The following is a 23,269-nucleotide window of genomic DNA, read 5'->3' as shown; positions in this document are numbered from 1 at the left end:
TTCCCGGTTAAACCACGACTATTTCCTAGTTTTGCCGCTTCTCCGGCGAAACTGTGGGTAAGATCACATGCAGGCAGAGGCCCTGCTCCACCGTCAGCCGCAGCGTGCCGCCCAGCGCGCTGACGCGCTCCCGCATGCCGCGCAGGCCATAGCCCGGCTCATGACGCGCCAGATCGATACCGACGCCGTTGTCGCGCAGCGTCAGTTCAACCTGCGCCTGTCCGTCCGCCGGCGTATGCAGCCGCGCCGTCAGCTCGATGCGGCTGGCGTCGGCGTGGCGGCGCACGTTGGTCACCCCCTCCTGGCAGATGCGGTACAGGGTGATTTTCAGCGTGTCGTCCAGCGCCGGTTCCGGCACCTGCCACAGCAGTACGCCGGTCACCGAGTCGTCCTGCGGCAGCTGATCGCGCAGCATCGCCGCCACCGCCGCCGACAGCGGCAGGTTGTTCAGCGCCGCCGGCCACAGCTGGGCCAGCACGTCGTGAACGCCGTCGTACACCCGCAGCGCCAACGCATCGATAGTGTCTGCGCAGGTCTGCACCTGCGGCTGCGGCGCCAGCCGCTTCACAATGCTGGCCTGGGTGCGGATCACGGTAACGTTTTGCCCCACTTCGTCATGCAGCTCGCGCGCCACCTCGCGCCTGGTCCGTTCTTCGGCGGTCACCAGCGCCCGCGCCAGCTGCCGGTTTTCCGCCAGCCGCCGCCGCAGCTGCTGATTCAGCTCCCGCTGACGCTGAATGCCGGCCCCCAGCAGCAGGCCGGTCAGGCTCTGCGCCAGCAGCGACAGCAGTAAATCGCGGTGGGCGTCCGGGCGCGGCGGTTCGCCGGCCATCAGCACCACGCCGTTCAGCAGCGTTGCCAGCAATGCGCCCTGCCAGCCGTAGCGGTAGGCCATAAACACGATGGGGATCGCCAGACAGAACGGCGCAAACCGCCGCAGCTCGGCGACGTTCACCTGCTGCTGCAGCCAGATGCTCAGGGCAAACAGCAGCAGATACATCGCCAGATGGCGCAGCCGCAGCCGCACCGGCTTATGGATCAGCCCCGGCTCCAGCGGCACCCAGATCTGACGCGCCAGATAGTGCCACAGCAGTAGACAGGTCGGCGCGATGGTGAAGCCGCCCGTCAGTCCCAGTAGCAGCGCCCGCGCGCCGTCGCCGCTAAACAGCTGCCACACCGCCGCCTGCAGCACGGCGGCCAACGCCAGCACCGCGCCCTGCTGCAGCGGCCAGCGCCACTCGCTGTCGCTCTGCTGATGGCGCAATAGCCAGGGAGAGGCCGCACAGCTCAGCAGCACCGTCAGCGCCAGCACCGTCAGCGACGCCCACAGCGCCCGCGTCGCGCCGAACTGATCCGCCAGCAGCAGTATCAGCAGCACGTCGGCCAGCAGGATGCCCGGCCAGTAGCGGCGCGGGCTTTGCAGCAGAATGCCCATCCGCAGGCCGAACGGAAACAGCAGCAGCGCCTGCCACGGCGGGTCAATCAGCGCGGCGCCGATGCCCCACAGGCAAAAGACGCTGGCGGCGTAAATAAAAAACAGCGCGGCGCCGGCGATCACCGGTTCAGCATCCGTTGCGCCAGCTCTACGTTGTTGCTGACGCCGAGCTTGGCGAACAGGTTGGCGCGGTGCGCATGCACGGTTTTCGGCGACAGCCCCAGCGCGGCGGCAATCTCGCGCACCGCCTGTCCCTGCGCCAGCAGCAGCGCGATTTCACGCTCGCGCCGCGTCAGCGGATCGACGCTTTGCCGCGCCAGCTGGCGGGCGATGTCCGGCGTCAGGTAGACGCCGCCGTCGGCCACAGTGCGCACGGCGGTGATCAAATCTTCCGGCTTGCAGCGTTTGGATAAAAAGCCGCTGGCGCCGCGCGACAGCGCCAGCTCCACCAGCGCCGGGTTGTCATGCATCGACAGCATCACCACCCGGATGCCGGAAGGGATGTCCGCCAGCAGATCCAGCCCGCTGCCGTCCGGCATTGAGATATCGCAGATACAGACGTCCGCCTCCAGCCCCGGCAGGCCGCCGCGCGCCTGCGCCGCGCTGCTGAACTCGCCGACCACCTGGATATCCGCCTCCAGCGACAGCAGCTGAACAAAGCCCGAGCGCACGATGTCATGATCGTCGATAAACGCCACGCGTAGGGTCATGGGGAAGCTCCGGTCCAAAAGGGAAAGGGCGCAGTATAACGTAAGTGCGGGCCGGATTAATTGATGGAGGAAAGGTATTCACGCCAACCAAACCGGGCGCGGCGCGCCCGGTCAGGCAGGTTACGGCTTGGCGACCGCGCCGGCGGCCGGCGCCGATGGTGCAGGCGCTGCCTTGGCCGCCAGCGGCGGCGCGTCAGGGTTGTTGCACCAGTTATTTTTGGCGACGATACCGCCGTCCGGTGATGTATAGCCCAGACAGCCGAGAATGGTGTCAAACAGCTCGACGTGGCGGTGAGACTTACCGACCCGCTGCTGCGCCTGTAAACGCTCAAACGCGCTGCGGTTGTGGTCGTCCGCCAGATATTTATCCGACGCCCAGACCATCATCGGCACGCGGAACTGCTCCGGCGGCGCCATTTCGCGCGGCGTGCCGTGCAGGTGTGAGTTCTCGCCGATCGACTCGCCGTGGTCGGCGGCATAGAACACGATGGCTTTCTTATCGCGCACCTGGTCGATCACCTTATCGATAAAGCTGTCGGTATACAGCACGGTGTTGTCATAGGCGTTGATCAGCTGCTGCTTGGAACAGAAATCATCCACCCCCATGCACTCCGGCTGATAGCGCGCGTAGCTGCGCGGATAGCGCTGCGAGTACAGGTAGTGCGAGCCTTTGGTGTGCAGCACCACCAGGTGCTTGCCTTTCGGATAGCGCGCCAGCGACTCTTTCATCTCATCCACCAGCAGCATATCGTCGACCGACTTACCGTCGTTGCGCTTCTCGGAGGCGATCATCTCGCGGAAGGAGTAGTTATTCACGTCGGTGTTGTTGTAGAACCACACTTCGCTCTGCATGGCGAACAGCTCGGAGGTAAAGCCCAGCTCTTTCAGCACCGCAAAGATATTCTGCTCTTTCAGCGTGCGCTGCGGGTTATCCGACGTGCCGCCTTCGCGCACAAACATGCAGCGCAGCGACAGCTTGGTCGAGGTATCGCAGGACTCGCCGCGGAACGCCACCAGGTTTTTCTCCTTCGACAGCTTCGGCGTGGTGTCGCGCTCATAGCCCAGCATGCCCATATGGTCCCAGCGGGTGGTTTCGCCGATGATAAACACCACATAGGTGTCGTCGATGCCGTCCGGCGCGACGTAGGTAAAGTGCTGCGCCGGGTCGAACAGATTGGCGGCGTCCTGGCTCTCATCGTAGCGGGTATAGGCAAACAGCCCCAGCGCCGACAGCCAGTTGGACGGCAGGTAAGAGTGTGCGACTACGCCGCCGTAGCTCGGCAGGTCGACGTTGGTGATTTTCTCCTGCGCGGTCTGCTCTTTATCCAGCGTGCGCAGCGGCAGCCACACCAGCGCCACCACCGCCAGCAGCACCAGCAGCGGCTTCAGCCGCCGGCCCGGCGTTTTCAGCTGTTCAATCAGCGTATCGCGCAGATCGTTGCGCCAGATCAGCAACAGCGGCAGCGCGCTGACCACCAGCATCCACACCACAAAGTGCATGCCGACCACTTCTTTCGACAGGTCGATATCCGTGGTCATCACCGACACGATAATGCCGTAGCCGATCACCACATTGAAGAAGGTCATGTAATAGCTGGCCGCCACCGAAATCAGCACCAGCAGCGAGGCGACGATGCGGTAAAACAACCGACCGCCCAGCGATATCAGACGCATGATAAAGAAGGTGAACAGAACGATAGCAACAACTTCCGTTATTGCGGAAACAACCTTAATCCCCTGAATGCCGTGCGCAAATGAATCGAAACGACGATAAAAAACGGAAAGGTTTAAAAAGATGCCGATATAGATCGCTAACAATAACGATAAATTCTGCTGTGATAGCGATTTAACTTTGTTCATGCAACGCGGTAACTCCGGGGGACTTTTAAACTGTTCTGAAACCATTCAGACACTCAATGCGTCGGCAGGTTCAGCCGATCGGCAATAAGCCCTATTTTTTGCTCGATAATCAGGACGATTCTCAAACAACGGGCGTGTTGCCGCTTCAGACGCAGGGCGAGGCGGGAGAAACAAACAAAAAAATGGAGGGGTTTCCCCTCCATTGTCAGCGCTCGAACGCGTTATTTCACGTTCAATATAACATCAATGTTGCCGCGGGTGGCATTGGAATATGGGCAAACGACGTGCGCTTTCTGCACCAGCGCTTCCGCCACGCTGCGCTCAACGCCCGGCAGGCTGATATCCAGCTGCACTTCAATGCCGAAACCGTTCGGAATTTCCCCGATGCCCACCGTGCCCTCAATGGCGGCGTCGGCAGGAATTTTGACCTTTTCCTTCGCGGCGACAAACTTCAGCGCGCCAAGGAAGCAGGCGGAATAGCCCGCGGCAAACAGCTGTTCCGGGTTGGTGACGTCACCGCCGGCGCCGCCCATCTCCTTCGGCACGCCCAGTTTTACGTCCAACACGCCGTCGGATGAGGTGGCGCGGCCGTCACGGCCGCCGGTGGCTTTCGCATGAGCACGGTACACAACTTTTTCAATAGACATCTTGGTTTCCTTCTTTCGGGTTGACCAACGGGCGTCGCCCGCCAAACAGCTGGCGCGACGCTGTTAAGTTCACTATTAAATCGTGCGCTATATAAATACCGGACTACTTTTCAGTGTAGCGCACGATCGGCGATCGTGCGTGTTGCCTATCGCCCGGCGTTATACCTGGCCGAGCAGCTTGCCGCGCAGTTTTTCCAACTGCTGCTTCAGGCTCTGTACTTCTTCCAGACTGCAGTCCGACGCGCACATCACCGCTTCCGGCACCGACTGCGCCTTGGCGCGCAGCGCGCGACCGGCCTCGGTCAGCGCGATGATCACCTGCCGTTCGTCGGCGGCGGCGCGATAGCGCACCAGCAGCCCGGCGGCCTCCAGACGCTTCAGCAGCGGCGTCAGCGTGGCGGAATCCAGAAACAGCCGCTCGCCGATATCGGATACGGTGATCTCATCCCGCTCCCACAGCACCAGCATCACCAGATATTGCGGATAGGTCAGCTCCAGCTGGCTGAGCAGCTTGCGATACACCTTATGCAGCGCCAGGTTTGCCGAATACAGCGCGAAACACATCTGTTGATCGAGCTGCAGCGCGTTCTTTTCGTTAAATGCGTGATTATCTTTCATGGTTTAAACATATATAGCACACGATAAAATAGCAAGCTATCGCGCGACAATTGTGCTATTTTTTTCTGTATGGGAACGCCGTCCGGGGAGAACAGGCCATGACAGCCACGCTGGTAGAACGCGCGCGTCGCTATGCGACCAAAGCGCATGCGGCCATCGATCAACGCCGTAAATACACCAATGACCCCTATATTGTGCACCCGCAGGCGGTGATGGAGCTGGTCCGCAGCGTCCCCCATACCGACGAGATGCTGGCGGCGGCCTGGCTGCACGACACGGTGGAGGACACCCCGACCACGCTGGCCGATCTTGAAAGCCATTTCGGCCCGCAGGTGGCGCAGCTGGTCGGTATGCTGACCAACGTCAGCACCCCCGGCAGCGGCAACCGCTATCAGCGTAAGAATGACGACCGCCGCCACAGCGCGCAAGCCTCGCCGCAGGCCAAAACCATCAAGCTGGCGGACCTGATCGACAACACCCGCTCGCTGCTGACCTACGACAGCCACTTCGCCCGCACCTACCTGATAGAGAAACAGCGCCTGCTGGAAGTGCTCACCGAAGGGGACAGCCGGCTCTGGCGGCAGGCGCACCATATTGTCGAACAGGGGCTGGCCGCCCTGCTGCTGCCGCCGCACAGCGTGCCCGCCAGCTGGTTTGAGCATGCGCGCCAACGCTACCGCGACAGCGAGCGATCATCCGCCTGAATGCGTCTAACATATAAGATAAAATTATCAAACCATCCCCTGCCGAACGTTTGACCATAGGCGTCTTCCGCGGCGAAATCGGGTAAAATGCGCTATTTGTCGCCATTTACTGACAATAAATAGCGTTATCTCCAACCATAAGTATGTGAAATATTTTACACCCGCGCATCATCTGTCCCCGCTGGCGATCTTATCGATAACATACATCAGTATTGTTAATATTATTCTGGACAAAAATACTTCATGGGATTATTACTGGGCCAACGTAATTTGCTTTAGGGATAAAAAGCCATGACGTTGCGTAATGAGATGGGACGCATCCTGATAACCGGCGCCGGAGGCCGGGTAGCCACTGTTTATCGTCTGGCCGTAGCCGGACGCCACGCGCTGCGGCTGGCGGAGCGCGATACCGCCCGCCTGACCGATATCGGCGCACATGATGAAATCGTCGCCTGCGATATCCGGGATCTGCAGGCCTGCCGCCGCGCCTGCGACGGCATCGACACCGTGCTGCACCTGGCCGCCGACCCCTCGCCCAACGCCGATTTCTGCGGCTCGCTCAAAGACAACAATATCCTCGGCACCTTTAATATTTTCCGCGCCGCCAAAGACGCCGGCTGCCGGCGCGTAGTGTTCGCCAGCAGCGCGCAGGCAGTGGAGGGTTATCCGCTGGATTATCAGGTGCGCCCGGACGACGCGCCACGGCCGAAAAACCTGTACGGCGCCAGTAAGGCGTTCGGTGAAGGCATCGCCGCCTATTTTGCTCATCAGGAAGGGTTGTCTGCGCTGTCGGTGCGCCTGGCCAACTTCTGTGCGCTGGAAGCGGGCCGCCAGATCAGCGCCCGCGCCATGAGCGCCTTTCTCAGCCACCGCGATGCCGCTGACCTGCTGGACCGTTGCATTCGCGTGACCAACGTGCACCATGCGGTGGTGCACGGCATCTCCGACAACCGCTACAAACGGCTGTCGTTGGAGGAGACCTCTCGCCTGCTGGGCTATCACCCGCAGGATGACGCATTTCGTTTATCGGGTTTTGTCTGAACGCCGCTCAGATCGGCGAGCGCCGCAGCGCGCGTAAATGGCTGGCGATGCCCCAGTGCTGCAGCGTCAGCCCCTGGTTGCCGGCGTCAATAATCGAATAGCTGCCGCTCAGATGGCCGTACTTACTGGTTTCTTCCCCCGGGTTCGCGCCCTGCAGCTGCCAGATCAAAGCCTGAATGGCATGGCCGTGCGTCACCACGCCGGCGGTGCCGCAGGAGCCGGCGGGAAAACTGCGGAAAAAGGACATCAGTCGCTGCACCACCTGCAGCGCCGACTCGCCCTGCGGCGCCGTCGCCGTCGGTTCGCCGGCGAAGATACGGGCAAAGCCGCTCGGGTTGCTGGAGATGGCCTGATGGTAGGACTGGCCCTGATAACAGCCGAAATGCTGTTCATAGAGACGTTCATCGCTGCGCACCACGCACTTACAGTGCGCCGCCAGCGCCTGCGCGGTGGTCATCGCCCGGCCGGAAGGAGAACTAAAAATCTGCGTCAGCGTGGTGTCTTTCAGCGCCGCCATCAGCGCCGCAATCTGGCGATAGCCGTCGGCCGTCACCGGGCTGTCATGCTGTCCCTGAATGATCCCTTCGCGATTTCCCTGTGATTCTGCATGCCTGATGACGATAAAGCGCATAGCTCCCCCTCCGTGATGAAGGTTAACTATAGTTCATCGTGATGAAAGTGCTGGTTCACATATCGCCAAATGTTTTACAAGAGGTAAACAGCGGGGACGACAGCGGCCATAGCGCTCGCTGTCGTACTATCAGACTACTGATAAATATGGCGTTCCATCACCGTCATGGTGAACACCAGCGCATCTTCGCCCTGGTTGCGGTATGCGTGCGGCACATCGGTTTTGGCGACGGCGGAGCTGCCTGCCGACACCAGCAGCGACACATCGCCGACCTGTACGGTCAGGCTGCCGCTTTCCACATGCAGCAGTTCCGTGGTGCCTGCCGGGTGGCCCTCTGAAGAGAAGTGCTCGCCGGGCTGCATCTCCCAACGCCAAAGCTCCAGCATATCCGGGCCGCTGGTGCCGGCCAACAGCCGGGCGCTGCCGCCCTGCGGCCCGCGCCACAGCGTGGGAATATCCTGCTGTGGGATCAGGTGCGCCTGCGGTTTACTGGCGACGTCGACAATATCGGCGACGGACAGCCCCATCGCGGCGGCGATTTTGCACAGAATGGCGATGCTGGGGTTAGCCTGCGCTTTCTCCACCTCCACCAGCATGCCTTTGCTGACGCCGGCGCGGCGCGACAGTTCATCGAGCGACAGCTTCTGCTGGCGACGAAATTCCCGGATGCGCCCGGCGACGGCGGCGCTTACCGAAACGACATCGGCGCCCGCCTCGGTCGTTTTATTGACTTTTCTGGTCATTGGTCGCTAGTATGCAATAAATTGGTCATTACAGGATTATTCTATGCCTACCGTCACCCCGTCAATCGATCCCCGGATTACCCGCCTGGCGCCGGGCTTCCGGGCGCTGAGCATTCTGGTGGAACCCGCGCCGGTGCGCCATCCCGAGATCGGAGAAGCCGCGCTGCAACAGGCCTGCCAGGCGGTGACGGCCGGCGGCCCGGCGTGGGCTGACGCGCATCTGGCGGCCTGGGATAACGTGTTCAAGGCATTCGGCGCCAAGCCCAAACGCACCCCTTGCTCGGCGCAGGCGCTGCGCAAACGCGTGCTGCGCGACGGCGCAATGCCCGCGATTGACCCGGTGGTGGATCTCTACAACGCGGTCAGCCTGCGCTACGCGGTGCCGGTTGGCGGCGAGAATCTGGCTGCCTACGCCGGTCAGCCGCGGTTGACCCTTGCCGACGGCACGGAGCTGTTCGACACCATAAAAGAGGGGCTGCCGGCCCACGAAGCGCCGGAGGCGGGCGAAGTGGTATGGCGCGACGATACCGGCGTCACCTGCCGGCGCTGGAACTGGCGCCAGGGCGTCAGAACCCGCCTGAGCGTGGAAAGCCCGCTGATGTGGTTTATCCTCGAAAGCCTGCCGGAAATGCCGCCCGAAGCGCTGCAGCAGGCCGGCGACGCGCTGATCCAGGGATTGGCGGCGATGATGCCCGGCGCGACGATCCAGCAGCAGTTGATCGGCGCGGAGGTATTGTAAATAGACCCGCTTTAGTTCCACACACTTTTTGAGATCCCGGCCAAGTAACACTGTTGGCGGTATTCCTCCGGCGTCAGGTTGTTCAGTGATTCATGCGGGCGTTCACAGTTATATTCTGACAACCATCGCTCCGTGATTTCACGCACTTCATTCAGTGTTCTAAACAGATAAAAATCGAGTATTTCTGTGCGATATGTCCGGTTAAAGCGTTCAATGAATGCGTTCTGCGTCGGTTTACCCGGTTGGATAAATTCCAGTTTTACCGTGTGTTTCTCTGCCCATTCAGCCAGTGCCAGCGAGATGAATTCCGGACCATTATCCATGCGAAGCATTACGGGATATCCCCGGTTTGCTGCGATCCTGTCGAGGACACGAACCACTCGTTGAGCTGGTAAATTAAGGTCTATTTCGATCGACAACGCCTCGCGATTAAAGTCATCAACGACGTTGAACGTACGAAAACGACGACCGCAAATCAGGGCATCATGCATGAAGTCAACAGACCAGCTCTGGTTTAACGCTTCAGGCGTAGCAAGCGGCGATGGATTACGTACCGGTAGACGCTGCTTGCCTTTGCGACGAAAATTTAGCTTCAGCAGACAGTAAATACGGTGGATCCTTTTATGATTCCACGGGTATCCTTGCCTCCGCAGCACCTGAAACAATTTTGGAAAACCATATCGTGGATACCGTTCAGCGGCAGCCTGCAATGCGGAAATAACAGGTTCGTCACGCGTAGTATTCGGACGATAATGATAAACCGTTCTGCTCAGGTTCAGGCTCCGACAGGCCTGACGGATACTGAGTCCGAACGCCGTTATCAGATGAGTGACCAGCTCACGCTTAAAGGCTGGTTTCAAAGCTTTTTTTCGATAACGTCTTTCAATGCCCGGTTCTCAAGGCTGATGTCAGCAAACATTTGCTTGAGACGCCTGTTTTCGTCTTCAAGATCCTTTATCTTTTTAATATCAGAGGCTTCCATACCACCGTATTTAGATTTCCAATTGTAGTAGGTCGCTTCAGAGATACCGACCTCGCGGCAGACATCCTTAACAGTTCGTCCGGCTTCAACCGACTTAATCACAGCGATGATCTGATGCTCAGTAAAACGGGCTTTACGCATAACGATCTCCTTCGTTGGCAGAATGAGTATGCCGGAAGATCTCTAAATGTGAATGGTTCGATTATGCGGGATACTTACACTGCCGCTCATGCCCCTCGGTAGACACCAGCAGCGAATGGCAACGCCGCCACAGCCGGTTATTGCGCTTCGGATAGCAGAATCCCAGGCTGAAGGTGGGTTTGAGCAAGCGGCAGTACAGCGCCGCACGCCACTGGTCGGAGAGATTGATCGCCAGATCATAATGACCGGTGCGCAGGCTGTTCCACAGGGCGTACTCACCGCGGTATTGCGCCTTCAGCCCCTGATGCTTGAGGTTGCGGTCCACGGTATAGGCCAGGTAAACATCGCGGTTGCCCGCCAGCATGACCTCCGTACCGTCATACACCAGTACGTCGATCAGCGCGTTGGGATAATTCGCCCGCAGCGTACTAATCAGCGGCGTCGTCAGTAATACGTCGCCAAAGTGCCGCAGTTTAATCACCAAGATGCGCTGCACCCGCTCACGGTGTAATAACACGTTAGGGAGACGACTGTCGGGCAATAATCCCCGGTGGAAGGCGTTAAATACGGCGTGTAGATGACTGCTCATAATTCATCGTCTCAGGAAAATGCCACGGCTTTGCTTTCGCACCCAGGTCGAAGAGCGAATACATAAAGAAAACTTGCACCGAATAAAACGCGGTACCGGCCGCCGGAAAGGATCGTCAGCAGCATAAAATAATGGCAGCCCGCTTAAAACGGCGAGCTGATACGATCTTAACGGTGTAAAACACGCAAAGATAATTGGTTGTGCAGATCAATAAGATCGTATCGATCGCTGAAAACGATCAAACCATGACAAAAAGAAAGGTTATTACGCGTGATGACTATTTCGTTTGCATATAGTTGGCGTCAAGGGGCATATTCAGCGATGCGCACCACCTATGGCGTATCACAATGGATAACGTGACCGCGGGCGGGCGTGATTAAATGGCTATCGGATATTACGGCTTTATTATTCACAGTATGAATAGGATAAAGACTATAAAATAGCGCCGTCAGGAATCCAGGCGCCATAAATAGGATATTGAGCGGCTACTGTCGTCCGGCGATAGCGCTCAGCGCCTGCTGCAGCTGGCGGTACAGTTCGCGAATCGCCGGTGAGAACTGCCGCCGGTGCGGGCAGATAAAGTTCAGCGGCGCCGCCTGCCCCGGGATCTGCGGCAGCAGCACTTCCAGCCTGCCGGCGGCAATGTCCGGATAGAGATCGATCCACGACTTATAGACAATGCCCATGCCGTCCACTGCCCAGCGCCGGGCAACGTCGGCGTCATCGCTGATCAGCCGCCCGTGAATCTTCAGCTCCCGGCGTCCCTCCTCGGGATAAAACGGCCAGCGGTCCCAGGCGTGACCGTTGATGGTAAATAAAATGCAGTGGTGATCCGCCAGCGCATCCAGCGTCTCGGGCCGGCCGTGGCGCGCCAGATAGTCCGGCGAGGCGGCCAGCACCCGGCGGTTAGTGTCCGCCAGCGGCAGCGCCACGTAGCTGCTGTCGTTCAGCACGCCGTAGCGAATCGCCACGTCCACCGGATCGCGGAAGACATCGCTCACCTGGTCGGAGAGCGACAGGCGCAGCGTCAGCTTCGGGTGCTGCCGGCAGAATACGTTGAGCAGCGGCAGCAGCAGATTGCGGCCGGTGTCGGAGGGCAGCGCAATTTTCAGCTCGCCGCTGAACTCATTATCCGCGTTGTGCAGGCTGTCCGCCCCCGCCTGCACGATCGCCAGCATCTCCAGCGCGTAGGGCAGATATTTTTCTCCCTCCGCCGTCAGGCGCAGGCTGCGGGTGGAGCGGGCGAACAGCCGCTTATCCAGATCCCGTTCCAGGCGCTGCACCGCCGCGCTGACCTGGCCGGGCAGCAGGCCCGCCTCTCTGGCGGCGTTGGAAAAACTGCCGAGCGCGGCGGAGCGGACAAACAGCGTCACGTCTTCCAGACGAATCATCACCTTACCCCTGATTTAAAGTCTACTGTTATCACTGTAAATGATTTTCACTGCGGGAGTGAAAGTCCTACTCTCTATTCGGCATTTTTCGCCCGCCGGACGGCGTTTAACATGCGTTTTATTATTCGCCGTCTTAATAAGGAACCGCATAATGAAAGCCATTGTTTACCGCCAGAACGGTTTACCCATCGCCGATCCGCAGTCGCTGTACGAAACCGATCTGCCCAAGCCGCAGCCCGGACCGCGCGACCTGCTGGTAAAAATCCGCGCCATCTCCGTCAACCCGGTAGATACCAAGGTGCGCAACGGCGCGCCGACCGATGAGCCGCGTATTCTGGGCTGGGACGCCGTCGGCGAAGTAGAAGCCGTCGGCGCAGAGGTCAGCCTGTTCCAACCGGGCGACGAGGTGTTTTACGCCGGCTCCATCGTGCGCCCCGGCTCTTATGCCGAATACAGCCTGGTGGATGAGCGCATCGCCGGCCGCAAGCCGCAGTCGCTGAGCGACGCCGACGCGGCGGCGCTGCCGTTAACCTCGCTGACCGCTTGGGAGCTGCTGTTTGACCGCCTGGAAGTGAAACCGGACGAAGACGCGGCGCTGCTGATCGTCGGCGCCGGCGGCGGCGTCGGCTCCATCATGACCCAGCTGGCGCGCAAGCTGACCGGGTTGACGGTGATCGGCACCGCCTCACGGCCGGAAACCGCCGAATGGGTAAAATCCCTCGGCGCGCACCACGTGATCGACCACAGCCGCCCGCTGGCGGACGAGCTGAAAAAAATCGGCATCGAACAGGTGCGCTACGTCGCCAGCCTGACCCACACCGAGCAACACTTTGACCAGATTGTCGAGATGCTGGCACCGCAGGGGCGCATGGGGGTGATTGACGATCCGCAGGTCCTCGACGTGATGCCGCTCAAACGCAAGGCCATCTCGCTGCACTGGGAGCTGATGTTTACCCGCGCCATCTTCCAGACCGCCGATATGCAGCGCCAGCACGACATTCTGCAGCACGTCAGCCGCCTGATTGACGATGGCACCCTGCGCTCGACGCTGGGCGATCACTACGGACCGATCACCGCGGACAACCTGCGCAAGGCGCATGCCCTGATCGAAAGCGGCAAGGCACGCGGCAAAATCGTGCTGGCCGGGTTTTAACGACCTTGCCGCGGCATCAGCGATGTACGCACATTACGAATCAACCTTATACGTCCGGCTCATCGCCGCTTGTTGGCATACTTCTTTGGCAGACCGACGATCTCTCTTCTCCGGGGAGATCGTTATACGTAAAGAATGGTTGACCAGCCACCTGGCATCAATACCTGAAAAACTGTGGATATCGATGCCAGGCCCATGACAGCGTGAAAAGATCGGCAGGTTGCTGCAATCAATATATATCGCAACCTCTTAACTCATGCTGGGAAGCTTTATCGTGTCGAGCTTTTTAATAATGAAAATATGTGATAGCGCGCCCAATATGGAGACGAACGAGATATAGTACATCGCGTACGCAAAACTGTTTGTCGTTTGCAGAATAATCCCCATAATAATCGGCGTAGCAATACCGGCAAGATTACCCGACACATTAAAGAACCCACCAATGGTGCCAATAACTTTGGCAGGCACAATATCGCTTAGAATAACCCATCCGATGTTAGAGAACGCGTTGGCAAAGAAAGCGAATGATAAAATGGAAATAGCAATGACAGGCTTGTCTTCGAAAAAGTTTACAAAGCACATCGAGCCAGCCAGCCCCAAACCTAAAATAGCAGGTAACTTACGGGAATTGGTACGAGAAATACCTTTTTTCATTAATGCATCGCTAACAAACCCGCTGCACAACAAGCCTAACATCGCCATCATATAAGGGAAGGATGCACCGATACCCGCCTTGGAAATGGACAGGTTCAGGCCTTTTTCCAGATAAACGATAAACCAGGTCAGGAAGAAGTAAAGCGTCGAGTTCATGGCAAACTGAGCGATAAACAGTCCCCAAATATTTCTTTGCTTCAGTACGTGAGAAACGTCAGACCATTCCACTTTCTCTTTTACTTCGGTTTTACCCGTCGCTATTTGTCCTAACCCTCCACCTTGACGAATATGCTCAATTTCAGCAGCATTAGTCGCTTTATTTTGCAGTGGATCACGGTATTTGAACAACCAATAGATCCCGAAGATAACGCCCACGCCGCCAGAAGCATAAAAAGACATTTCCCAGCCGTAATTGGCAACAATTAAGGCCAATACCGGCGTAAGCAGCGCCAGGCCAATATACTGTGCGCAGGCGTAAACGGCTGTCGCACTAGCACGCTCCTGAGTAGGAAACCAGGTAGAGATGATTTTGGCGTTCGCCGGGAAAGAAGGCGCCTCTGCGATGCCGATAAGCGCACGACACAGTAGAATAAAGGCAAACGAAGCCACCGCCGTCGTGAAGAGATGGTGAGAAGCCAATCCCATCAGGCAAGTAAAAATGCTCCAAATAATGATGGCGCCGCCGTATAACTTACGCACCCCGATACGGTCTAAAATGTAACCAACCGGTATTTGGCTCAGTACATACGTCCAGGTAAACATTGAGAAGAGTAAACCCAGGTTTGCAGGTGAAAGTCCGAACTCCCCTTGGATGCTTGTTCCCGCAACCGACAGGTTTGCCCGATCCATATAGTTAATGGCTGTAACGACAAATAATAAAAAAAGGACAAAAAAGCGAGATCTTGTAGCTTTCATATTATTACCCTTAAGAAAATGGAGTCGGCGTTAGTGATATTTATTCGTGAGAATAAACGCCGTTCTCTTCCATGATGTTTCTTGTTGTTTGATATGCGTTAGCTATGACCCATTCTGGCGTCCGCTGCCAATACTCCGGACGGAATGTTTCTATCGAAACCATGCCGTCATATCCTATTTCTTTTAAATTTTTTAGAAAATCGTTGACGTCAACGACCCCATAATCACAGAACCGTCGGTTCTCCTGAGAGGCTTTACTTACATCAATAAAATCTCCGTTATTAATGTGGACGCAAAATATCTTATTAACATCGACGCTCTTAATCTCGTTAAAGTTTTTTAATCCTTGGTAAAGGTAGAGGTTGTAGACATCAAATACCAAACCCACATTACTATCATTAATCTCATTAATAATGTTTCTGGCCTGCTCAACCGTCCGCACTGCGCTTCTGTTAAATCCGACCAGCTCGAAGCAGAGTTTAACATCATAGTTTCTGGCGATATCAGACAGATTTCTTAAGATTCTGACGCAGTTTTCATGCGTCTTTTCAGCAGTGCCGACGTAAGGACCGCCGTTCGGATCGCGCTGCAGCGGTGGAACAATAATAAAATATCCCGCCTGAATCTCTTTCGCGATACGACAACCCCAGACGAATTCTTCAATAATCTCTGCATCTTTCTCACTGTTCTGATGTCTGAACATATCATCATAGATATATAGGGCATTTAAGGCGTGGGGTTTGATCTTCTTGCCCGCTAACAGTGCTTTCAGACTTTCTATCGAATGTATTCGTAGATACTCCCTGAGTTTGTCGAGCCGAAACTCAATAAAATCAAAGCCGTTTTCTTCACAAAGCAAAACATCTTGCTCCAACGTTGAGCAATGCATTGACGTCGCTTGATTAAAACCAATTTTCATGGCGCCCTCCTATTCCAGCGGAAATGTAACGGGCAACCCGCTTTTCGTGCTGCGATAGATGGCTTCAATAAGCTCAACCGTCTTTCTTCCCGCAAAGCCATCGATAAGGGAAGGACGATTTTCGATAATTGAAGTCAGAAAATCGTTAATTTGTATCTGGTGGTAGTAATGCATAGAGTCCTGGGCGTTGAAGAAATCGCGGTCTTCCTGTTGCCAGCCGCTCAGCTGCGACTCTTCCCCTTGTACAGTCCATAGGTCGTTATAAGGCGGCTCTGTAATGGAGGATACGCCAGCAATAAACATGGCACCGCCGTCCGTTTGAACGCCGACGGAGGCACCATTTTCACCGTGAACATGAACTTTACCGTAAAGCGCTGGGTTTTGAGCATTACTCACAAGAACTTGACCAATCCCGCCGTTTTTAAACTTGATCACAGCAACGGCCGTATCTTCAACTTCAATGTACGGGTGGTTCAGATTACGCCAGAAGCCATAGACTTCTTCGATATCCCCCATGTACCAAAGCAGAAGGTCTAACTGATGGGGAGCCTGATTGACTAACACACCGCCGCCTTCACCCTCCCAGGTTCCGCGCCATGGATCGCTGTCATAGTAGGCTTTGTCCCGCCAACCCAACATGGTGACAACGCCCAGAACAGGCCGGCCAAGCTTACCGTCGTCAATGGCCTGTTTAATTCTCAAACAGGGGCTGTAGAAACGCCGCTGGCAAACGGTCCCCACCCTGACGTTACTTCTGGCTGCAGCGCGAAGCATAGCATCGCAATCCTCCAGATTGCTGGCCAGAGGCTTTTCTACCAAGATGTGGCAACCCGCATTAGCCGCCGCAATCGCGACTTCAGCATGTACGGGATGGGGAGTACAAATACTAACAACGTTAACCCCCTCAGTCTTTATCATTTCAGAAATATTGTCGTACGCGTTGACGCCATATTGTTTGGCAAAAGCCATGGCGCGGGAGAGATCCCTGTCGAATACGGCGCAAAATAAAGAGTTTTCTAATTTCTCATAGGCTGCCGCGTGAAAATGCCCGACCTTTCCACATCCAATCACTGCTGTTTTCAATATCATCATATCGCCTCAAGTTACCGGTAACATATTTATTAAAAAAAATATTTACCTTTTGGGTTAACCACGTTCAACTGTTATCGGTAACAATTAATCACACTGACGGAACAATAACCAGATAAAAAACCAATTATTTAATGAATCGTGATAAAAGTCACAAGTTAAATATATCCATTCTGATTACTTAATTAATTAAAGAGTTAAGTTATAATTATTTGTAATACATAAAAGAAGGATACTTTAATTCACAGAGATAAAAACATAAGCATATCTTCACGATATATAGCAAAAAACTCTATTTTATATGATAAAAATCAAGTTTTTATGGCTGAGAGGTGTTTTACCACATGTACCAGTCATCTGGTAAAATAGGCGGAAAATCGGCACACTCTTCCATTAGTATGGCCCATCGCACGATGTACGAATTTCAACACCTTTAAGCGTTTCCGGTCGATGAAAGTGAATACTCCACCATTAATAATATTATCAATATAATGACACAATCACCAAGCGAGTCAGAAGAATAATGTAATTAGACAAGAAATAATATATAAAATGTGGTTAGGTTAGAATAGTGCTGGCCATTACAGCGTTCATACTTAATAAGCCACACAAGCGATATGCGCCTGAATCCCACGCTGAAATCCTGAAACTAACTGAACGCATTGGTGTAGCGGCCGCCGCCCGCGCACTCCAACCTTTACAAGTCGCAAATTTACACTTGACGCAGTAAGTGTCAGCAACAAAAAACGTCCTTCCGCACGTGAGCGCCACCCCGCCCCCAGCACCAGCATCATCAGCGCGCATTGAAGAGATGAAACAGCAGCAGCGTCGCTACCAGCCCCGCAATACCGCCCCCGATCATGACGTAGCCAATATCTTCGGCGATCCAGCGGTCGTTAATCAAAAAAAACGCAAAAAAAGGGTCCTAATCCATCACGAACATCTGACATAAAGAAACTGAGCAAACACAACGCCTGTACTGAGCTTAATGGCATGCTACCTATCTCTTATCACTGGGGGGCTGAATCTACAGCGCAGGTAGGCCGTTCTTATGAACAGTGGCATAGCCCGCGGCGAGGCGCTGGTTTTGACCGGGTTTCAGTTAGGGACCGCCGCGACAACGCCACCAGAGGTGCCCGTACTTTAGTAAAATGCGACACGGTGGCGCTAAGATTTCACCGCAGCATATAACTCCCTCGCCGGCATCGCTAATACGAGCGATTTTATCTTTTCCGCCTTGTCAAAATGGCCCAGCTTCATATCCATAATCCACCAGTGCGCAACCTCCATCAGCAACGTTGGTTTTGGCCACAATGCAGCGATCGAAGGCGCAATGGTGTATTCAAGGACAAGTCAGGCGATAGGGGACGTTTAAACCAAGAGTGGATGCGTTGAGTCAATCGCATAGACAAAAAACCGGCTTACGCCGGTTTTTGGGAAACCATCAGAAATATCGTGCCATTACGATGCGCTATCTCTAGGCCGGCCCTGCATTTTCATCAATATTTCCTGTCGCCTCTCGCAGCTGGTTTACCTCGGCGCGGTTGTTCACCCAGTAATCCGCCCGTTCGATACCAAGCTTCTCGGGATGGAAGACGGGATCGACGCCTTCCGCCAATTGCTTTTCATAGTCCTTCAGGCAGGTGAACGCCGTCTTGCGCAGTAGCAAAATGGCGATGATGTTCAGCCAGGCCATCAGCCCCACGCCAATATCACCCATCCCCCACGCCAGGTCCGCCGTCTTCACCGTGCCGTAGACGGCCGAGGCCATCAGCCCGATTTTCAGCACCAAGGTAAGCCATGGGCGGTGTATTTTACGGTTGAGATACGCAACGTTGGTTTCAGCGATGTAGTAGTAAGCCACGATGGTGGTGAAGGCAAAGAAGAACAGCGCGATGGCGACGAAGTAGCTGCCAAAACCGGGCATCATGCTTTCCATCGCGGTTTGCACATAGCCGGGACCGGCGGCAACGCCGGCAATCCCGGTATAGAGTGCGGCCCCGTCCGGCCCCTGGACATTGTACAGCCCGGTAATCAGCAGCATAAATCCGGTGGCGGAGCACACGAACAGGGTATCGATATACACTGAAAACGCCTGCACCAGCCCCTGCTTGGCCGGGTGGCTGACGGCGGCGGCGGAGGACGCGTGCGGGCCGGTTCCCTGCGCGGCTTCGTTGGAATATACGCCACGCTTCACGCCCCACATGATGGCCAGCCCTAAAATCGCGCCGAACCCGGCGTCAAGACCGAACGCACTCTTCCAGACCAACAAAATGATGCCTGGCAGCTGGTCAATATTGAGCGCTACGATCACGCAGGCCACGATGATGTAACCCAGCGCCATAAACGGCACCACGGTACTGGCGAAGTTCGCAATACGCTTCACGCCGCCGAAGATGATAAAACCCAGCAGCATGGCGATAAGCGCCGCCGTCACATTCGGGCTGATGCCGAACGCAATATCCAGGCTGGCGCCGATGGAGTTAGCCTGCACGCCCGGCAATAACACGCCGCAGGAGAAGATGGTGGCGATGGCAAAAATCCAGGCGTACCACTTCATGCCCAGCCCTTTCTCGATATAGAAGGCCGGGCCGCCGCGGTACTCGCCGTCCAGCTTCTCTTTATAAACCTGCCCTAACGTCGACTCCACAAAGGCCGAGCTGGAGCCGAGAAATGCCACCGTCCACATCCAGAACAGAGCCCCAGGGCCACCGAAGGTGATGGCGGTCGCCACCCCGGCAATGTTGCCGGTGCCGACCCGCCCGGCCAACGTCATGGATAATGCCTGGAAGGAAGAGACCCCGGCGGCATTCGCCTTACCCTGGAAGATCAGGCGCACCATCCCCTTCAGGTGACGCAATTGCAAAAATCGGCTACGCAAAGAAAAGTACAGGCCGGTGCCAAGACAGAGATAAATGAGCGCCTCGCTCCAGATCACGCCATTGACGGCATTGACAAGTTCATTCATGCAATTCAACCCCTTCGTTGATACTCTGGTAACGTTTGCAGTTGCCTGCTCAACACCAGACTGTGCCGTCGAGCGTGAGATGTCTGTTTTGCGCAGTGAGATAGTTACACCGCGCAACTAATTAACACATATGTAACCTGTCGTAAAAAGCGGCTTTTGGCAAGCATCCCTATGTGGGGTACTTCCCATATTTAAATAATTTTTTTAAGCGGCAAAGCTGGCGGCAACGTAAGAAAAACCGACTATAAATTGCGAAATCCAGTGGTTAATCAGTATTTAACGTGCAGAACATGTGACGCCAATCGTATTGAACCTGCAGATCTGACTTTCTGATCAAGCGTCGCAGCACACCGGTTATCACGCTGATTGATAAAATATCGCATAATCCTTGGCGCAAGCGTCATACGGTTTCCGAATGGAACGGGGAGCCACAGCACATCCGGCAGCTCCGAAGGCTCAATAACGGCAGGACGAGACGTGGCCTGGTTTTTACGGCTAACGCGAGTGCAAACACCCTCCGCGACGGGTCAGTATTGATAAGAAAGAGCAGGTTTGGTTCGTCATGGATGGGGGAAAGGGGTTTCCTGCGGTTTACGGCGTTCAACTCATCTCTCAGAGAGAGGTATTGCCAGATTTTTATTTATCCTGCTCGGCTTTTTCAATGCCCTCAAGCACGCGCAGCAGTAATCCCTTGCCATCCTCTGGCGAAAAATAATTAACATAACGCGATTTGAATTCAAACTTGATAATATCGTCATCATTCGACAGAAAGGCTAATACCTCTTTTTTCAACGCTTGACGGTCCTGCGTTGTTAGCTCTTTTGTATAGATGTCGATGGCATCATCAATCGTCTCCGCCCCGGTAATATAATCAAAATCCTGATTAAGCGTACCTTCAAGCATAATGTCAATATTAGTAGTCAACAACATAACCCAGACCTATATAAGGGAAATTGGGATATAAAAATGCTGCCCATTACATATTTATTATTTAAATAAAAAATTTATTTTTAGGGTATTTTTACCCTGAGTCAAGGAGGAAGCAATTGGCAGCAACAATGTGTCGCATAAGGATTTATTGAGTTTAATGAGGTTCAGGATGGGAGAGTTGGCGGAAGATCACAGGAGTCGAACCTGCCCGGGACCGCTGGCGGCCCCAACCGGATTTGAAGTCCGGCCGCCCCACCGGGGACGATGATCTTCCGTAGACATCGCAGCAAGGGGGCGGATTATAGCGCGAATTGCGGCCGCGCGCTAAGCGGCAATTGGCGATCGTTGTATCAGCTCAGGCGCTCCTCAAACGGCCACTCGCCGGTAAACCCTTGACGCAGCCAGTCATACAGCTCCGCGTTACGCCGAAAGCCCATTTTATGCATCACGTTGATTTTATGCTGGCTGGCGGTTTTAACGCTGATCGCCAGCCGCCGGGCGATCTCCGTGATCCGCATCTCTTGGCGCAGGCAGAGCATGATTTCCCGCTCGCGCTCGGTCAGCGCATAGCGCTGGCAGGGGCAATGTTCGAGCGCAAACGGCCGCACCGGCGCCGAAATACGCCGCTGCAGCAGCGCGTTTTCCACCTGCCACAGCGCAGCGGCGACCGGCATGTTCTGCACGATCACCCCAGTCTGCAGGCAGCAGTCGGCCCGCGTAGCGTCATGGTCCTGCGCCTGACGCACGGCAAAATAGAGCGGTATGGCACCCGGCCGCTTTTCCGCATAGCGACAGAAACAGCTCGGGCTGACGGGCGAAAAATAGTGGAACAGCAGGTCGGCCAGATACGCCTGCGGCCCCTCCAGCACGCGGGTCTCTATGCCGGCGGCGTAAAAGCGCGCGGTCAGCGCTTTTTGCAGCCCGGCGGCAAAATAGCGGTTGTCGTCCAGTACGGCCAGTGTCGTTACGGCATTCATCTCTGCTCTCCTGCTGTTGGCTTTCCATTTTTTTCTAAGGCCTTAGGATCAGCCGCCGGACGGGGTTGACCTTATGCGTTGGCGCGGCGGGCGGCTTTTTACGTCCCGTAACCGGCGGCTTGGGGGTTGGCCTGCCGGCAGGCCGAGGATGCACGCCGCCAGCGCGTTATTCGTATTCCAGACTGAACGTGGCCGTCGCGCTGAATTCCCCGCGTCCGATGGTTTTGTCAGCAATCGCCTGTGGTTCGCCGCGCACATAGGCCTGCAGCGCAATCAGGTTGCTGCCCGCCGCCAGGCGATATTTTTTACTGGCGTTATTCAGCGGCAGCGCCGTGCCGTCGAGGTTTTCCAGCCCGATGGCGATGCCGGAGGCGCTGCTGCCGCCGTCCAGCGCCAGCAGCCCCGGCAGCCTGGCGTTCTCGGCGCCGCTGAAGGTCACCGCCACCGTATTGCCCAGGCTAAGGTCGCACTCCGCCAGGTGCAGAGAGAAGGTCTGGCTGAGCGTACGGCCGTTCAGATACAGGTACTTGTCGGCAATGGTGCCGAAGTCGAGCCAGATCAGCGCCTCCCCCGGCGGGATGACGCAAGGCTCCGCCACCAGCGCGCCCTCAAACCGCATGTTCTCATCCGCCGCCGCCGGCGGAGCCGTCAGCCCGCCCAGCATCAGCACGCCGGCCGCCAGCAGCGCGCCGCGCCGTTTGCCCACGCTTGTACTCATAAACGCCTCCCTAAATTGGCATAGCGCCGCACCGCCTTACGCATGATGTGCATCAGTCGTAATGCAGGCGAAAATCGATGGTGGCGCGATAGGCGCCAACGCCCAGCGTCGCCGGGGTACGCACCGGCGTGATGGTATAGGTCAGCGTGTTCTGCCCCGGCGTCAGCAGCCTTGGCGCGTTGCGCGCTCCCAGCCTGACCGGCGCGCCGGCGCTATCCGCCAGCCGCAGCGCCAACCCGCTGACGCCGCTCACCCGAATCAGCGACGGCGCGTCCGCATCGGCGGGCGCGGTAAAACTGACCGACACCGCCGGCTGGCTGCCGCTCCAGGCCAGCGCGCCGCCCCACGGGTCACGGTTGCTGGCCGGCGCGCGCAGGCAGTCCTTCAGCCGCAGTTGAAAAGCGACCGGCGTTCCCCGGTCGCCCGGCTGCTGGAAACCGGCGCTGCCCAGCTCACCCAGCCACACCTCCTGCCGCGCCGTCGCCATCTCCAGGCTGCAGGCGCTTTCACTTAGCGCGCCGCGCACGTGCAGCACGCCGTTTGCCCCCTCGACGTCCCAGTTATCCACCGCCTGCGCCGAGGGCATCACCACCACGCCTGCCGTCAGCGGCAGCATTATCGCCGCCGCCACCGTCAGGCCAATCAGCCGCCGCGGGTAACGGATAAAAGCCCGGCCGGACAACTTCTGGCTCTTGCGTCGCATCGTTATTGTCTC

Annotated in this window: 21 protein-coding genes, 1 tRNA gene and 4 pseudogenes; 5 read left to right on the top strand and 21 right to left on the bottom strand. The window is 56.5% G+C overall.

Annotated features, from left to right (window positions below):
* Nucleotides 1–25 precede the first annotated feature (25 nt).
* From uhpB to D781_RS00450, 5 genes are all read right to left on the bottom strand, one after another.
* Complete coding sequence (uhpB, locus tag D781_RS00470; RefSeq protein ID WP_015344091.1) at nt 26–1,558, bottom strand: signal transduction histidine-protein kinase/phosphatase UhpB; 1,533 nt, start codon at nt 1,556–1,558, stop codon at nt 26–28.
* Nucleotides 1,555–2,145: a transcriptional regulator UhpA gene (gene uhpA, locus D781_RS00465; RefSeq protein WP_015344090.1), complete on the bottom strand. Its 591-nt coding sequence runs from the start codon at nt 2,143–2,145 to the stop codon at nt 1,555–1,557. Before uhpA ends, uhpB begins: the two co-directional genes overlap by 4 nt.
* Before the next feature lie 120 nt (nt 2,146–2,265).
* Nucleotides 2,266–4,005 (bottom strand): kdo(2)-lipid A phosphoethanolamine 7''-transferase, encoded by a 1,740-nt coding sequence (gene eptB, locus D781_RS00460; RefSeq protein ID WP_015344089.1) that lies wholly within the window; start codon nt 4,003–4,005, stop codon nt 2,266–2,268.
* Nucleotides 4,006–4,226: 221 nt separating this feature from the next.
* Nucleotides 4,227–4,652, bottom strand: a complete 426-nt coding sequence (locus tag D781_RS00455) for an organic hydroperoxide resistance protein (protein WP_015344087.1) — start codon at nt 4,650–4,652, stop codon at nt 4,227–4,229.
* Nucleotides 4,653–4,811: 159 nt separating this feature from the next.
* Complete coding sequence (locus D781_RS00450) at nt 4,812–5,270, bottom strand: MarR family transcriptional regulator (protein WP_015344086.1); 459 nt, start codon at nt 5,268–5,270, stop codon at nt 4,812–4,814.
* 98 nt (nt 5,271–5,368) lie between these two features.
* Here D781_RS00450 and D781_RS00445 point away from each other — a divergent pair, with 98 nt between their 5' ends.
* Complete coding sequence (locus tag D781_RS00445; RefSeq protein ID WP_015344085.1) at nt 5,369–5,974, top strand: HD domain-containing protein; 606 nt, start codon at nt 5,369–5,371, stop codon at nt 5,972–5,974.
* A gap of 291 nt (nt 5,975–6,265) precedes the next feature.
* Entirely contained in the window at nt 6,266–7,015 is a 750-nt protein-coding gene (locus D781_RS00440) for an NAD(P)-dependent oxidoreductase (RefSeq protein ID WP_015344084.1), read from the top strand.
* Nucleotides 7,016–7,022: 7 nt separating this feature from the next.
* On the opposite strand, the gene D781_RS00435 is transcribed toward D781_RS00440, so the two are convergent.
* Both D781_RS00435 and D781_RS00430 read right to left on the bottom strand, forming a co-directional pair.
* The gene (locus D781_RS00435; RefSeq protein ID WP_015344083.1) at nt 7,023–7,646 is read right to left on the bottom strand and encodes a histidine phosphatase family protein; all 624 of its coding nucleotides are present in this window, start codon (nt 7,644–7,646) and stop codon (nt 7,023–7,025) included.
* Nucleotides 7,647–7,780: 134 nt separating this feature from the next.
* Nucleotides 7,781–8,389: an XRE family transcriptional regulator gene (locus D781_RS00430; protein ID WP_015344082.1), complete on the bottom strand. Its 609-nt coding sequence runs from the start codon at nt 8,387–8,389 to the stop codon at nt 7,781–7,783.
* Between the two features lie 43 nt (nt 8,390–8,432).
* On the opposite strand from D781_RS00430, the gene D781_RS00425 reads away from it, so the two are divergent.
* Nucleotides 8,433–9,128: a B3/4 domain-containing protein gene (locus tag D781_RS00425; protein WP_015344081.1), complete on the top strand. Its 696-nt coding sequence runs from the start codon at nt 8,433–8,435 to the stop codon at nt 9,126–9,128.
* A gap of 11 nt (nt 9,129–9,139) precedes the next feature.
* On the opposite strand, the gene D781_RS22365 is transcribed toward D781_RS00425, so the two are convergent.
* From D781_RS22365 to D781_RS00405, 3 genes and pseudogenes are all read right to left on the bottom strand, one after another.
* Nucleotides 9,140–10,251, bottom strand: a protein-coding gene (locus tag D781_RS22365) for an IS3 family transposase (RefSeq protein ID WP_102024942.1) whose coding sequence is annotated in 2 segments (ribosomal slippage) — nt 9,140–9,990 and nt 9,990–10,251 — 1,113 coding nt in all. Because the reading frame shifts where the segments join, the coding sequence is not laid out codon by codon here.
* Nucleotides 10,252–10,354: 103 nt separating this feature from the next.
* A pseudogene (locus D781_RS00410) lies at nt 10,355–10,840 on the bottom strand (glycosyltransferase family 9 protein); the annotation flags it as partial.
* 485 nt (nt 10,841–11,325) lie between these two features.
* A complete protein-coding gene (locus D781_RS00405) occupies nt 11,326–12,231 on the bottom strand; it encodes a LysR family transcriptional regulator (protein ID WP_015344078.1) in 906 nt (301 codons plus the stop codon).
* 151 nt (nt 12,232–12,382) lie between these two features.
* Between D781_RS00405 and D781_RS00400 the strand changes: the two genes are divergently transcribed.
* Nucleotides 12,383–13,384, top strand: a complete 1,002-nt coding sequence (locus tag D781_RS00400) for a zinc-binding alcohol dehydrogenase family protein (protein WP_015344077.1) — start codon at nt 12,383–12,385, stop codon at nt 13,382–13,384.
* Between the two features lie 249 nt (nt 13,385–13,633).
* On the opposite strand, the gene D781_RS00395 is transcribed toward D781_RS00400, so the two are convergent.
* From D781_RS00395 to D781_RS00385, 3 genes are read right to left on the bottom strand one after another with little or no spacing between them, the layout of a single operon-like run.
* Nucleotides 13,634–14,953 carry an MFS transporter gene (locus tag D781_RS00395; RefSeq protein ID WP_015344076.1) on the bottom strand — a complete coding sequence of 440 codons (1,320 nt, stop codon included), beginning with the start codon at nt 14,951–14,953 and terminating at the stop codon, nt 13,634–13,636.
* A gap of 40 nt (nt 14,954–14,993) precedes the next feature.
* Nucleotides 14,994–15,872, bottom strand: coding sequence for a sugar phosphate isomerase/epimerase family protein (locus D781_RS00390; RefSeq protein ID WP_015344075.1), 879 nt, complete (start codon nt 15,870–15,872; stop codon nt 14,994–14,996).
* A 9-nt stretch (nt 15,873–15,881) separates the two neighbouring features.
* A complete protein-coding gene (locus D781_RS00385; RefSeq protein ID WP_233494107.1) occupies nt 15,882–16,964 on the bottom strand; it encodes a Gfo/Idh/MocA family oxidoreductase in 1,083 nt (360 codons plus the stop codon).
* A 571-nt stretch (nt 16,965–17,535) separates the two neighbouring features.
* Between D781_RS00385 and D781_RS24065 the strand changes: the two are divergent.
* Nucleotides 17,536–17,680, top strand: a pseudogene (locus D781_RS24065) (IS3 family transposase); the annotation flags it as partial.
* 104 nt (nt 17,681–17,784) lie between these two features.
* Here the strand turns inward: D781_RS24065 and D781_RS24060 are convergent.
* The 8 genes and pseudogenes from D781_RS24060 to D781_RS00355 form a co-directional block, all read right to left on the bottom strand.
* Nucleotides 17,785–17,956, bottom strand: a pseudogene (locus D781_RS24060) (MFS transporter); the annotation flags it as partial.
* A 172-nt stretch (nt 17,957–18,128) separates the two neighbouring features.
* Nucleotides 18,129–18,263, bottom strand: a pseudogene (locus D781_RS24055) (DUF6500 family protein); the annotation flags it as partial.
* Nucleotides 18,264–18,438: 175 nt separating this feature from the next.
* Complete coding sequence (locus D781_RS00380; protein WP_015344073.1) at nt 18,439–19,929, bottom strand: alanine/glycine:cation symporter family protein; 1,491 nt, start codon at nt 19,927–19,929, stop codon at nt 18,439–18,441.
* 636 nt (nt 19,930–20,565) lie between these two features.
* The gene (locus tag D781_RS00375; protein WP_015344072.1) at nt 20,566–20,859 is read right to left on the bottom strand and encodes a contact-dependent growth inhibition system immunity protein; all 294 of its coding nucleotides are present in this window, start codon (nt 20,857–20,859) and stop codon (nt 20,566–20,568) included.
* A 179-nt stretch (nt 20,860–21,038) separates the two neighbouring features.
* Nucleotides 21,039–21,133 (bottom strand) — tRNA-Sec (locus D781_RS00370).
* A gap of 76 nt (nt 21,134–21,209) precedes the next feature.
* Complete coding sequence (locus tag D781_RS00365) at nt 21,210–21,836, bottom strand: helix-turn-helix transcriptional regulator (protein ID WP_015344071.1); 627 nt, start codon at nt 21,834–21,836, stop codon at nt 21,210–21,212.
* A 166-nt stretch (nt 21,837–22,002) separates the two neighbouring features.
* The gene (locus D781_RS00360; protein ID WP_015344070.1) at nt 22,003–22,554 is read right to left on the bottom strand and encodes a fimbrial protein; all 552 of its coding nucleotides are present in this window, start codon (nt 22,552–22,554) and stop codon (nt 22,003–22,005) included.
* Nucleotides 22,555–22,606: 52 nt separating this feature from the next.
* A complete protein-coding gene (locus D781_RS00355; protein ID WP_015344069.1) occupies nt 22,607–23,257 on the bottom strand; it encodes a fimbrial protein in 651 nt (216 codons plus the stop codon).
* Nucleotides 23,258–23,269: the final 12 nt, after the last annotated feature.

The organism is Serratia sp. FGI94, assembly GCF_000330865.1.
Taxonomy (GTDB): Bacteria; Pseudomonadota; Gammaproteobacteria; order Enterobacterales; family Enterobacteriaceae; genus Serratia_B; species Serratia_B rubidaea.
The sequence above is the reverse complement of the archived record's forward strand: the minus strand, read 5'-3'. Positions and strand labels throughout refer to the sequence as shown.

Excerpts from the sequence above, each read along its gene's own strand:
- D781_RS00435 (WP_015344083.1), bottom strand. The coding sequence starts at position 7,646 with ATGCGCTTTATCGTCATCAGGCATGCAGAATCACAGGGAAATCGCGAA.
- uhpA (WP_015344090.1), bottom strand. The coding sequence starts at position 2,145 with ATGACCCTACGCGTGGCGTTTATCGACGATCATGACATCGTGCGCTCG.
- D781_RS00365 (WP_015344071.1), bottom strand. The coding sequence starts at position 21,836 with ATGAATGCCGTAACGACACTGGCCGTACTGGACGACAACCGCTATTTT.
- D781_RS00390 (WP_015344075.1), bottom strand. The coding sequence starts at position 15,872 with ATGAAAATTGGTTTTAATCAAGCGACGTCAATGCATTGCTCAACGTTG.
- D781_RS00405 (WP_015344078.1), bottom strand. The coding sequence starts at position 12,231 with ATGATTCGTCTGGAAGACGTGACGCTGTTTGTCCGCTCCGCCGCGCTC.
- D781_RS00360 (WP_015344070.1), bottom strand. The coding sequence starts at position 22,554 with ATGAGTACAAGCGTGGGCAAACGGCGCGGCGCGCTGCTGGCGGCCGGC.
- D781_RS00450 (WP_015344086.1), bottom strand. The coding sequence starts at position 5,270 with ATGAAAGATAATCACGCATTTAACGAAAAGAACGCGCTGCAGCTCGAT.
- D781_RS00445 (WP_015344085.1), top strand. The coding sequence starts at position 5,369 with ATGACAGCCACGCTGGTAGAACGCGCGCGTCGCTATGCGACCAAAGCG.
- D781_RS00455 (WP_015344087.1), bottom strand. The coding sequence starts at position 4,652 with ATGTCTATTGAAAAAGTTGTGTACCGTGCTCATGCGAAAGCCACCGGC.
- D781_RS00380 (WP_015344073.1), bottom strand. The coding sequence starts at position 19,929 with ATGAATGAACTTGTCAATGCCGTCAATGGCGTGATCTGGAGCGAGGCG.
- D781_RS00375 (WP_015344072.1), bottom strand. The coding sequence starts at position 20,859 with ATGTTGTTGACTACTAATATTGACATTATGCTTGAAGGTACGCTTAAT.
- D781_RS00385 (WP_233494107.1), bottom strand. The coding sequence starts at position 16,964 with ATGATGATATTGAAAACAGCAGTGATTGGATGTGGAAAGGTCGGGCAT.
- D781_RS00430 (WP_015344082.1), bottom strand. The coding sequence starts at position 8,389 with ATGACCAGAAAAGTCAATAAAACGACCGAGGCGGGCGCCGATGTCGTT.
- D781_RS00355 (WP_015344069.1), bottom strand. The coding sequence starts at position 23,257 with ATGCGACGCAAGAGCCAGAAGTTGTCCGGCCGGGCTTTTATCCGTTAC.
- D781_RS00400 (WP_015344077.1), top strand. The coding sequence starts at position 12,383 with ATGAAAGCCATTGTTTACCGCCAGAACGGTTTACCCATCGCCGATCCG.
- D781_RS00440 (WP_015344084.1), top strand. The coding sequence starts at position 6,266 with ATGACGTTGCGTAATGAGATGGGACGCATCCTGATAACCGGCGCCGGA.
- D781_RS00425 (WP_015344081.1), top strand. The coding sequence starts at position 8,433 with ATGCCTACCGTCACCCCGTCAATCGATCCCCGGATTACCCGCCTGGCG.
- D781_RS00395 (WP_015344076.1), bottom strand. The coding sequence starts at position 14,953 with ATGAAAGCTACAAGATCTCGCTTTTTTGTCCTTTTTTTATTATTTGTC.
- eptB (WP_015344089.1), bottom strand. The coding sequence starts at position 4,005 with ATGAACAAAGTTAAATCGCTATCACAGCAGAATTTATCGTTATTGTTA.